The sequence below is a fragment of the Sphingobium phenoxybenzoativorans genome, from assembly GCF_001757355.1.
Lineage (GTDB): Bacteria > Pseudomonadota > Alphaproteobacteria > Sphingomonadales > Sphingomonadaceae > Sphingobium > Sphingobium phenoxybenzoativorans.
Window position 1 is genome coordinate 20,415 of record NZ_MINO01000047.1, and the last position, 11,209, is coordinate 31,623.

The 11,209-nt window shown below is 58.0% G+C and carries 11 protein-coding genes and 1 pseudogene; 5 read left to right on the forward strand and 7 right to left on the reverse strand.

The window, feature by feature from the left end; genetic code table 11:
- Window positions 1–5: 5 nt before the first annotated feature.
- The 6 genes from BHQ40_RS17650 to BHQ40_RS25295 form a co-directional block, all read right to left on the reverse strand.
- Window positions 6–2,612, reverse strand: coding sequence for a TonB-dependent receptor (locus BHQ40_RS17650; protein WP_070157105.1), 2,607 nt, complete (start codon window positions 2,610–2,612; stop codon window positions 6–8).
- A gap of 98 nt (window positions 2,613–2,710) precedes the next feature.
- Window positions 2,711–3,778, reverse strand: a complete 1,068-nt coding sequence (locus BHQ40_RS17655) for a FecR family protein (RefSeq protein ID WP_070157106.1) — start codon at window positions 3,776–3,778, stop codon at window positions 2,711–2,713.
- Entirely contained in the window at window positions 3,771–4,250 is a 480-nt protein-coding gene (locus tag BHQ40_RS17660; RefSeq protein WP_234419338.1) for an RNA polymerase sigma factor, read from the reverse strand. The genes BHQ40_RS17655 and BHQ40_RS17660 overlap by 8 nt, the downstream gene beginning before the upstream one ends.
- 345 nt (window positions 4,251–4,595) lie before the next feature.
- Complete coding sequence (locus tag BHQ40_RS17665; protein ID WP_070157108.1) at window positions 4,596–4,991, reverse strand: winged helix DNA-binding protein; 396 nt, start codon at window positions 4,989–4,991, stop codon at window positions 4,596–4,598.
- Window positions 4,992–5,312: 321 nt separating this feature from the next.
- Complete coding sequence (locus BHQ40_RS26735; protein WP_070157109.1) at window positions 5,313–5,537, reverse strand: DUF5818 domain-containing protein; 225 nt, start codon at window positions 5,535–5,537, stop codon at window positions 5,313–5,315.
- Window positions 5,513–6,103 carry a transglycosylase SLT domain-containing protein gene (locus BHQ40_RS25295; protein WP_083277014.1) on the reverse strand — a complete coding sequence of 197 codons (591 nt, stop codon included), beginning with the start codon at window positions 6,101–6,103 and terminating at the stop codon, window positions 5,513–5,515. Before BHQ40_RS25295 ends, BHQ40_RS26735 begins: the two co-directional genes overlap by 25 nt.
- A gap of 346 nt (window positions 6,104–6,449) precedes the next feature.
- Here BHQ40_RS25295 and BHQ40_RS17675 point away from each other — a divergent pair, with 346 nt between their 5' ends.
- The 3 genes and pseudogenes from BHQ40_RS17675 to BHQ40_RS17685 form a co-directional block, all read left to right on the forward strand.
- Window positions 6,450–6,914, forward strand: coding sequence for a hypothetical protein (locus BHQ40_RS17675; RefSeq protein WP_070157110.1), 465 nt, complete (start codon window positions 6,450–6,452; stop codon window positions 6,912–6,914).
- A complete protein-coding gene (locus tag BHQ40_RS17680; RefSeq protein ID WP_083277015.1) occupies window positions 6,898–7,161 on the forward strand; it encodes a helix-turn-helix transcriptional regulator in 264 nt (87 codons plus the stop codon). The genes BHQ40_RS17675 and BHQ40_RS17680 overlap by 17 nt, the downstream gene beginning before the upstream one ends.
- A 669-nt stretch (window positions 7,162–7,830) precedes the next feature.
- Window positions 7,831–8,022: pseudogene (locus BHQ40_RS17685) on the forward strand (transposase); the annotation flags it as partial.
- Between the two features lie 92 nt (window positions 8,023–8,114).
- Here BHQ40_RS17685 and BHQ40_RS17690 read toward each other — a convergent pair.
- Window positions 8,115–10,040 (reverse strand): FAD-binding monooxygenase, encoded by a 1,926-nt coding sequence (locus tag BHQ40_RS17690; protein WP_070157111.1) that lies wholly within the window; start codon window positions 10,038–10,040, stop codon window positions 8,115–8,117.
- 129 nt (window positions 10,041–10,169) lie between these two features.
- Between BHQ40_RS17690 and BHQ40_RS17695 the strand changes: the two genes are divergently transcribed.
- Together BHQ40_RS17695 and BHQ40_RS17700 are read left to right on the forward strand one after the other, a co-directional pair.
- Window positions 10,170–10,634 (forward strand): MarR family winged helix-turn-helix transcriptional regulator, encoded by a 465-nt coding sequence (locus BHQ40_RS17695; RefSeq protein WP_070157112.1) that lies wholly within the window; start codon window positions 10,170–10,172, stop codon window positions 10,632–10,634.
- A gap of 148 nt (window positions 10,635–10,782) precedes the next feature.
- Complete coding sequence (locus tag BHQ40_RS17700) at window positions 10,783–11,205, forward strand: acyl-CoA thioesterase (RefSeq protein WP_070157113.1); 423 nt, start codon at window positions 10,783–10,785, stop codon at window positions 11,203–11,205.
- The last annotated feature ends 4 nt before the right edge of the window (window positions 11,206–11,209 follow it).

Consider the following 11,209-nt stretch of genomic DNA (forward strand, 5'->3'; position numbering starts at 1 on the left):
GCTCACTAGAATAGCTTACGGATCGTCACAGAAACCTGCCGTCCGATCACCGAATAGTTGGACGAGTCATATGGCGGCAGCGATGGATCGGAGTTCTCGATTGAAGCTGGCTTCTCATCCAACACATTGAGAACCGAAAGCATGATCTCGGTCCCGGCGAGTATGCCACTGGTTTTATCGGCCTTATATCTTAGCGTTGCGTCGAATGACGTGAACGATCCCACATTGAGCTCGGGGAGCGATCGAGTGTCGCTGGTTCCCCCAATATGGTTGACGAATAGAGAGGCGTCGAAGGACGTGCGGGAATATGTAAGACCTCCTTCGGCGCGCCAGTGCGGTGGGTTGAAAATGGTGCCGGCCAATCGACTGAATGGCAAGCCAGTTGCCACCTGGCGGCGGCTCTCGAGGTAACTCGCATTCGCTGATAGCTCCAGCGTCTGTGATCCACCGATGGAGAACTTATATTGGCCGGAGAGATCGATGCCTCGGGCGTTCTGGCGAGCTACATTCTGGTCCGTGGCGTCGATGATCGCCGCGAGGCTGGCTGCATCAAACGCTGCGCCAGTAAAATTGGAAAGTCCTTGAGGAAGACGAGCGATTTCTGCCTCTACAGTGGCTGACGACGGCGACAGGCGCACAAGATTGGCATATATCGGATTGTTCAGAGCGGCCGTTGCGCCGACAATTGGTACCGAAACTCTATCCTTGTACGCCACGTCAAAATAGCTCGCCTGCAAATGCAGGCCTGAAAGCGCTCGCGGCGTCAACGAGATGGTTGCCGTCCAGGTTTCAGCCTTCTCCGAGCTTAGGGGCGTGCCCCCACCAGCCAGCAAAAGGACGGGAAGACCGCTCGGATTATCGGAGAAGATTGAACCGGGCAACAATACGCCTTGTCGTATCTGGTTCTGTTGATAAAGAGTTGGCGCCTTGAATGAACGGCCCCAACTGCCCATCAGACTCAAATCAGGCGATGGCGCATAGCGAAAGCCGAACTTTGGGGTCGCAACCGATCCGACCGCCTCATAATGCTCGAACCGGCCCGCCGCTGTGAAATCAAGCCGATAGAGTAGTGGCCGGCTGTTTTCCGCGCCAATGACCGGGATCGTCAGTTCGCCATAGGCAAACTGGACGGCCCGCCTCGTATGAAACTGTTCGGTCACGATCGTGGGTGATCCGGACGGCGTGTTGGATACCTCAACACCGAGCCCCAAGGATCGGATTCCGCCTCCGGCCGCAAGCTTGACCTTCCCCCCTGGCAGCTCTGCAAGAGTCCCCTGGACCCCCACTTCCAACGCTTTCAGGTCGTTTCCGTAAACAAGGCGTCCCGGCGTCTCGATCGAAGCAGCGTATCGCCTTGAATGAAGGTCCGCTTTGCTATCGGCGATCGTCCCTGAGAAATTGAGCGACCAGACTGGCGTCAAAGCTATGGTCAGGCTCGGCGAGACCGAATAGGTGCGAACGATGGGGTTGGACCGGAGTCCGTTTTCCGTAACTGCCCCTGTATTCAGGTACGGATTATCATATTTTGAATTGCGCCGGCTGAAGGTTCCATCGATCTTCAATTCTACGCCTTCCGCCATCTGCTGATGGCCGGTAGCGACGATGCTGATTTGCCGCACGCTGGGTACAAGCGTCGCGCTCTCGTCCATAAGGGCCGTGTAGCTGCGCTGCCCTGCGCTAATGCGCTCCGAAGATAGATAGTCCGCTGCAACCATGAAGCCACCGCTCGACCATGTCGATCCTGTCACCGCCGAGACTTGAGCTTGTCTGCCGCCGCCATCTGTCGTCGTTGCAAAGCGCGTTGAGATCTCGGTTCCGCGGAACTCCGGACGCAGAATGATGTTCGCGACGCCGCCAACTGCATCGGAGCCATAGAGCGCGGACGCGCCGTCTGCCACCACTTCGACACGATCGACCGCGGCTAACGGGATCGCAGAGATGTCCACGCCCTGAGCCAAGGCGTCGTAAGCCAGTCGATGGCCGTTGAGCAATGTAAGCGTCGCGTCCGGACCAAGTCCACGCAGATTGAGCGTGGAGGAGGAACTCACATTATTGTTGTTGCCCTGAGCCCCGCCGCCGGCGACATTCGGATTTTGACCACCATTGTAGTTTTGCGGCAGAAGCCTGATGTAGCTCCCAAGATCCGTCGCGCCCTGCTTTTCAATTTGGTCTCTGGAACTGATCGTGACTGGCGATGTCGCCGGAGCGCCCTTGATCCGCGAGCCCGTAACCACGATGTCGCGCTGATCCGCCGGGCGATCCGCTAGATCCCCCGACGGCTTCGATCGCCCCCGGATGATGATGACATCCTTCCGGAACTGCGCCACCAGGTCGGAACCTGCCAGCAGCGCCCGAACCGCTTCGTCAGCGCTATAGGTTCCGTGCAGCGCCGGAGCACTCCGTCCCAGTACTGCCTCGGAAGTGAAGATGATGTCCTTTCCCGACTGGCGGCTGACCGCCTTGAGGGCTTCCCCGAGATCGCCGGCCTCGATCTTGTATTCGACGCGGCGTTGCTCCTGGGCAAGTGCGGCGGCGCCCGGAACAAGCGTACCAATCGCCACCGCAGCGAGGAGTGCACAACGAAACCGTGACCGAGACCGCATCTGGACCATTCTTGCCCCCTATGAAATTCCCGACAATCTGGCGGGAGTTTCAGGGAGCATCGCAACAAAACTGCAATCTACGGGGTAGGGGGTGTAAAAATCTCGGACTATCTTTTGCGAAGCGTGATTTCGTCCGATTTGGTTCGTTCGACGTCGAGATCGAACAATATCGCGAGGCGGTCCGCAACCTGATCGGCATTGTCCACGCGAAAGCGCCCGCTGACCCTGAGAGCCCCGATGACGGGGTCTGCCAATCTGATCGAGGTCGCCGAGTCCCTGTTCGCTTCGGCAACGACGGCGGACAGCGGCGTGCGCTCATATTCCCGGATCAGCGGCTGATCCGGTTTAAGCATGACGGGCTCGATCGCGGCCTTGCCCGAAATGCTCGGGAGCGCCACCGGGGTTATGGCCGCGAAGCTCAGCACCTCGCCGGGCTCCAGTCTCGCCACCGCGGCGGCTGCGCCCCGGCCGCCTTTCGCGCCCTGCGGGCGCTCGACGTCAACAGCGCCTCGCAACAAACGTACCGTGACGCGCTTGTCCCTGCCAAGAATGACATCGAACACCGTGCCACGGGCCGTCACGCTGCCGCCGCCGGCCAATACAACGAAAGGACGGCCTTCATGTGCAACCTCGAAACGCGCGCGACCGCGCTTGAGCCTCAGTTCGCGCCTGCCCTCGCTGAACGTCGTCGACAATTCGCTGCCCTCGTCGAGCTCGACGAAAGATCCATCAGCGAGTCGAATGTTCCGTCGTCCACCGACCACCGTATCGTAGACACCCCGTTCGATGCCGGTGTGGGCATCCACCTGTGCCACCAAGGGAGTCCCACCTGCCGGGCCGCGCAACTCGCTGTTCGCGAACCAACTGCCGGTGCCGAGCGCAAGAAGAAGGCTGGCTGCGATGGCCGCCCATTTCCAATTATGACCTGCCGGCCCATTGTCGTTGGCTTCAGCTTCGATTTCTTCCCTCTGACTGGCGAGGAAGCGCCCCAATGCAAAGATTTCGCCCGCGCGCTCATAGGCATCGCGGTGCGATGCACCCAACGAGAGCCAGTGTTCAAACTGGGGCCGATAGCTCTGGGCATCGGGGCCGCGCATGCGCGCAAACCATAGCGACCCTTCGCGCGTCAACTGATCCATACGAGGCAGACCCTCCGGCTGTTCGTTCTCAGCCATTGGAATTGCCAATGCTCTTGCCGATGCGCGTAATGGCCTCCGCCACATGCCACTCCACAGTTCGGATACTGATGCTCAGCTGTTCCGCAATCTGCCTGTATCCGAGTTCTTCAACACGATGTAACAAATATACCTCTTTCGTCCTGGGCGGAAGGCCGTCGATAGCCAGACGATAACGCTCCCGCATTTGGTTCAACTCCGCCGTTGCATCTGGCCCGGCCGCTTCCTGGCCGGCTGCGCAGACCACGGGGTCCAAGGAACGGCTCCTGGCCCAGGCTCGCACCCGATCAGCGAGGAGATGCCGCACGATGCCGTGCAAATAGGCACCGGGATTGCTCCAGGCTGTGGCCGATCGTGATGCTGCCAGCCTGGCGAAAGCCTCCTGCACCATGTCGTCGCGGTCGTCCTCGAGCCAAATTCGTCGTCGGAGAAAGGAGCGCAGCTTCGGTGCTTCCTCGCGATATATGGCCACGAACTGGCGTTCCTCGTATACAGCGGCCGCAGGCGCGCACGCGCCCTCGTTTTGTTGTACGCCGTACATATGCTCAGGCGCACCGGACGAGATCGAAGGGCACCGACGTACGGCCGCCTTTTTGAACGGAAGACAGCATGACAAAACCACCCAAAGGTGGCGGGCAACATTGTCCAACAATTGCGCTCAACCGCCTTGGATGAGCCCATCATCATGCTTGGAAGGAATATCCTGCAGCCGGATCCCAGCCATTTCCCGACCGCATGAGAACTGTGCATCGGATTTTCACCTCTGGCAAGGCGCGAAAATCGGATGTCGCAATGCCGCGATGCAGCAGGCGAACCTTCACTTCTGAGGCCTACGATGCATGGGCATGTCGGCAGCCATCTCGACCAGTCGATCGAAGAAGCGATCGAGCATCTCGTTCGTTTCCTCTCTCAGTTCGACGATGATCCTGCGCCCATCGGACGGATCACGATGAAGGTCGACAAAGCCACGTTCTGCCAGGCGGTGGACAATGCGTTGGGAGTTTCGCTCCGACGCGCTTGATGCGCCTGTGAGCGATGTCAGCGATCGCGGATGGACGCTCCTGCGGGTGTAGAGATCGAGTAACATCTCGAATGCAGGAATCGTGAAAAGATCCTTGCCAAACTCGTCGGCGCGCAGTCGTTGTACCTGTTCGGTCAATCCAATCATGCTGCATCGGCTGACCGTCGTCGTTATTCGTTGCCCCTCGATCATTGTGCGCTCTCCAGTCCCGAGAGCCGCGCGGATCGCAGCCGATAGGTCTTCAATCTGATGCGAATGGGCATGGGAAGCTCCTTTCTCATGCGAGAAGGAAACTCACGTCGCGTCGCTCATATTGTAAATTTTTGCGTGTAAATGCTGCGCAATGCCCTTTGCTCCATTCTGGATGATAATATGGTCATCAATAATCACTGCGACGGAGGGATTCGAACGACTAGCATAAGATACTGATAAATAACGCTACGTAGAGTGGGTATTCGAAATTATGCCCCCAGACATGCCCCCAAAACGTTTCAATGGACCATCGCCGGCCATCTAAGCCGACACTCGGCCAATCCACTCAACCCGCAGGCGATCAAATCCCACGACAATACCCTCGACAGTTACCTCGAGACCGTAGTCATCGTTGGATGGCTCGTAACCTTCCAGAATCCAATGGTCCCTTGCATCAGTAATGATCGTTGCCCCGCGCGGGAGATGCTCGAGCCGTCCGCTGATCCTTTTCCGATTCGTGTTCATAGTGCGCTGTATGCCATCCATCTTCGGATAACGCTCCTTACATATCCCGGCGTTTCCCGATTTCTTGGTATGCCGCCAGCACGGGAGACCGCGCCGGGCCCCGCATTATAGGCCGCCAGTGCGAGATGGATCGCATCAAACCGGTCGAGCATCTGCCTTAGATATCGCGCGCCACCGTCGATATTCTGGGCTGGATCGTGCCGATTGGTTACGCCGAGTTCTCGTGCGGTTGCAGGCATAAGCTGCGCAAGTCCGGCTGCACCAGCCGGACTGATCGCCATCGGATTGAACCGGGATTCTTGCCAGACCAATGCTTGGAGCAAGCGAGGCGGCAATCGATACCTTGCTTCAGCTTGGCGGATGAGGGGTTCGTAGAGCGTCTCTTTGAAACTTCGGTTAGCGGGGGATGGGTTCCCTCTTTCGGTCCCAATGACCGCCAGTGAAGGATCGTGCGTGACTTCTTCGTATGCCGGCTTTTCGACCCAGCTCAGTCGGTGATCAAAAACCCGGAACTCCTGCGCCTCAGCAATGGCGGGGATCGTGATTGCAAGCCCACAACACATGCCTGCTACCCAAATTCGTCTCATTACGCTCTCTCTTATCTTGCCTAGGTCGACGACAGAACATTAATAGAACATTGGGGTGTAGGAAATCGGGAACTGGATTTTGGGGCTGCCAACCAAGCAAAAAGCGACATCGGAATGTGCGATGGACGGGATTCGCGCAGGCTGATCGTGCGGGAGCGCCGACTGTGCCGACCTATGCGCGAAGTGTGCCGCGATACGCGTGAACGCGACCGAAATTCGCGCGAATCTTCAAAGGAAGCCGATTCGTTCCTTCCTCTATGTTCTCCTAATGTTCTTTTCGTTTTCCTACAGGCTTCCTTCGCGGTTAGCCGGGGAGTCCATCACATCTAGAGATAAGGATTCATCGATGACCAACATGGCGCTCTTTGTCGAACAACAGGTTCGCGCCGACCTCGCCCGGCTACTTTTGGCAGCCGTCGAAGCCAGCGGTCGCGCCCGCTGCGACATCGCGCGCGACGCGCAGATCCATAAAGACGCTTTACGCCGCGTCCTTGCCGGCGAGCGCTCGGCTAGCCTAGGTGAAGCCTTGCGCATTCTTGCCGCGTGCAGCGTCGCGCCTCATGCACACCTGCTCCTCTTCCTCGTCAGCAATGGTGATCACGCGATCGCGTGGCTGCAATCTGACCTCGCGCAGTTCTTCGAGGACTTTTGTGACGAACTGCCTTCAGCGCTCGAACGTGTCCTGGGCAGCCAGGTTCATGACGTGAAGCCGCGTTGGGCCAGGGGCACCGCGCATCGTGTAGCACGGCTGCTCTCCGACCACATCGATGAGCTCGAACGCAGGGATGCACTCTATGCCGAAGTCGCCTGACGAGCTTGCGGCGAGCGGCGACGAATGCGCCGACATACCATCATTGAACACGCCGCCGGACAGGTTGTTGCGTTTGCCCGAAGTCATGCAACGGGTCGGCCTCAAGCGCTCGGCAATCTACAAGATGATGCGGGACGGACGTTTTCCGCACTCGCGCTCCCTGAGCCCGCGCTGCGCCGTATGGATCGAATCTGAGATCGACGCGTGGATCGCCTCGATTGCAGCTGCGGGAACGAACTTCTCCTAGCATGTCCATGAGCCTTTCTGCCCTCGACATGGCCTCGTCGGTTAAGCAGGGACCTTGATACTACGGCCAAGCGCTGCGCTTGTCGGGGAGCATCGCTAGCGTCGGGGGTTTACGTGGTACCGCTCTTTGCTCTTTGCTTTGCATCCCGCACTTTGTGCCGCCAATTTGCTCCATAGATAGATCGTGATTTCGTGGCCCCTGCACAGCGGTCGAATGCAATCGGATGTTAACGGATTTGGAATTCGCAATTCACTTTCGCACTCGTGTCTGTACCGACCTCAATGCCGCGATGAAGGGCGGCGACAGGATGCACGCGGCCACGATGTACACTTCGCCGACAGCCACTTTTGCCGTTACCGCGGCGAAGGAAATGCAGCCGGATTGGCACGGTTGAATTAGCGATCGGTGTAAGGGGGCTTGACGTGTTCGCGGATTATTACATTCTTTATGGCGATTGGAGAGATGGAGGTTTCAACATAAGAAGTGCCAAGAAAACGCGGCCCTGGCTTTGGAGAATTTTACGCTGAGCACGTCGCGCAGGTCAGGAGCTATGTTGCTCGCCGACTTTCGAATCCATCAGAGATCGAAGAAGTTGACCTGCCCCCCCGAGAAGTGGTCCGTTTTGAGAGTTAGGATTTCGGCTATTTACGGCTTGAAAGGAGCTGATGAATGGCACGGAAGAGATACACGCCAGAACAGATTATCGGGATGCTGCGAGAGGCCGAGGTTCGGCTATCGCAGGGAGAGAAGGTCGGTGCGATCAGCCGATCGCTGGGGATCTCGGAGCAGAGCTACTACCGCTGGCGACGTGAGTATGGCGGCTTGAAGGTCAGCCAGGCGAGGCGCTTGAAGGATTTCGAGGTGATCGGGAGCGACTGACACGATCACCAGGACGAAGTCTTGAGCAGGGTTCGACGGCTCCTTTGTGAGCCCCGTAAAACCCTGCCAGAAGGTCAGGCTCTCGTTTGCCGACCAAGTAGAATACCTGCAAAGTAGCTGGTCAATTCCGCATATGCCGCAAGCGGCAGGATATGTGCGACATACTGGTCAGGACGTACAATTACCAAACAGCCCTGCCTGCGGTCTATGCTGCGCAACGCATAGATGTCTTCCTTAACCTTATGATTGATGCAGAACACTTTTTCGTAGTCGCAAAGGCCGTGCAGACCTTTGTGAGGCCGCAGAAGACTGGGCATGGCCACATGTTCGAGTTCTCGAAAGTTCTGCTGGAAAACCGCGCGAACATCGATGACCGCGTCGATGTTTTCGTCGGGACGCGTGTGACGAAGGATTGGCGAGTTGGCGTCATGTTCCAGGAATTCGCACAAGGAGTGGATCGCGCCGCCCGGTGCGCCGTAATCATTCTCACCGGCGAAGGCAAACAGGTGCCAGCGTGCTTCAGCTTCTATGGTGTGGCCAAGCTCCATCGGCATGCCATCGGCCAAGCGCACGACGGGTGCCGAGTGGAACCGTTTGCCAACAGGAAAGCCGGCGGCCAACAATTGATGTTCGCGGTCGCCCGTCAGGATGGAAGGCTCATAGCATATGGTCAGGCCAGCCGTGAATTCCATGTTGGCAATGAATTCCCGCTGGAACTTCGGGGTCGGGTGGTCGGCCTCGTCATCAGCAGATCGCGATCCCACGACGCGCGACCAGCGATGGTCGAACTCGACAAGACCCTTCGCAGCTGCCCTTCGCTCGTTGGTATAGGTGTGGAGCAGTTCCGGCGAGGCGCGTCCGGAGAGGACGAGGCGGAGCTTCCAGCCGAGATTGAAAGTATCCCCCATAGATACATTCATGCCCTGGCCGGCTTTAGGGCTGTGCGTATGACAGGCATCGCCGGCGAGCAGAACTCTCGGAGTTCGGCCCGCGATGTTATCGGCCGGCACGTCGTCAAACCTGTCGGTCAAGCGGTGGCCGATTTCGTAGATTGATGACCAAACGACTTCTTTCACATCGAGGGTATAGGGCTTCAGGATGCGCTGGGCTTTTGCGATGATATCTTCGACCGACAGGTCTCGTTCCGTCACGCGCTCGTCGTCGCCGAGACGGTCAAGCTCGACATAGAGTCGGACGAGGTACCCCCCTTCGCGCGGAAGGACCAGTATCGACCCTTCGTGGTCCGATTGGATTATCGCCTTCATGCGGTAGTCGGGAAAATCCGTGACCGCGAGCACGTCCATGACGCCCCAAGCCTGATGGGCCGCATCGCCGTGCAGCGCACCACCTATCGCCTGCCGAACCGCCGAACGGGCACCATCGCAACCAACGACGTAGCGCGCCTGCACGGTTTCGATCTCGCCTGCGCGCTCGGGCGACGTATGTTCGAGTGTGACCAAGACCGGATAGTCCTGAACGGCGTGATCGACGACCAGGTTCTTGACGCGCAATCCGTAGTCTGGCTCGAGCCGGGAGGGAGAGTTTCGCATGATGTCGAGAAACATGTCATGCACGCGTGCCTGGTTGATCAGCACATGCGGCATTTCGCTCATCCCATCTGGAACGTCCTGAACGCTGCCGACACGGCGGATGTGTCCGGGATTTTCGGGGTCGGGGTTCCAGAAATTGGTCTCGTTGATCCAGACCGCTTCGCGCTTGACCCTTTCTGCGAAGCCGAAAGCCTGAAACATTTCCATCGAGCGGACGTTGATCCCGTCGGCCTGACCTTTTTCCATCGGGCCAGCTTTCTGTTCGACAATCATCGTGCGAACAGATGGGGTGCAGGCGAGTTGTGCGGCAAGGCATAGCCCTGCTGGCCCGCTGCCCGCTATGAGTACGTCGACCTTTTCGGGCACCGGGCCAGGCCGTTGTCTAATGTTGGCGGCTGGCGGTGATACGTCCGGGTCGCCCGGTCGGAAGCCATCAAGATGAAACTGCATCGGTCTACGTCCTCCCAAGGGTTTTCAGAGTGAGCCGTCAAAGGCTAACGAAAACCAGCTCAAAACAACTTGCTCAGTATACTAATGATTGGTATACAAATTAAATTGACCTGTCAATGGTGAGGGCGCATGGCAAGAGACATCCCAGGATATGAAGGAAAACCGGGACATTGGGCACGTCGCTTCCAGCAGATCGCGGTTGCCGTCTTCCAGTCTGAAGTGGAAGCAGCCGGTTACGATCTGACGCCGGTTCAGTACGCAGCCCTCGAAGCGATTGCGGCATTGCCACGGATCGACCAAGCGACCTTGGCAGGCCAGATCGGGTTCGACCGCGCGACAATAACCGGTGTGATCGACAGACTCGAGAGCAAAGAGCTTGTATCGCGACGTGTAAGTAAAGTGGACCGACGCGCGCGTGAACTGGACGTCACTGCGAAAGGAGCCAAGCTGCTTGTCGCGGTCAGGCCGCACGTCGAACGTGCCCAGGCGATTATGACGCGCGGACTGACGGACCGGGAACTTGGCGAATTAATGCGGCTGCTCAAAAAGGTGGTCGAAGCGGCCAATGATTTGAGCAGGGCACCAAAGAGTTGAGCCTGCGAGGCGACGGCAAAAGCCTGCTTCAGGGTTGTGCTGCCGGCGCCAGTTCGATGGCAGAGGTTATTGCGGTGGAAGATCGATCAACCAGCTAGGCCAAGGCTGTTTAAATGCATAATTTTACTTGTATTCAGGAGGAAGTCGGGTGTTTTCAAATACGAGAGAATGGATTGTCGAATGGGGTGATTGCGATCCTGCTGGAATTGTCTTTTTCCCGCGTTTCTTTGCGGCTTTTGATACCTCTACTTCAAGGCTGATTGAGGCTGCCGCCGGCAAGCGGACAGCCGCCATCATTCGTGAACATGGAATTGTGGGCTGGCCGATGGTCGATATCAGCGCCAAATTCATGATCCCCGCATCATATGGGGATCGTGTTGAGATCGAAACCAGCGTGACCCGGGTCGGGCGGTCGAGCCTATCACTTTGCCATCGGCTGACGAAGAATGGGGCGTTGTGTATCGAGGTTTCCGAAGTGCGCGTCTGGGCCGCGCCGCGTTCCGATGGCGGGTCCGGTATCGAGGGGGCTCCAATTCCTGAGGATCTGGTCGCCGCCTTGTCGGGGGGCTAAGGGG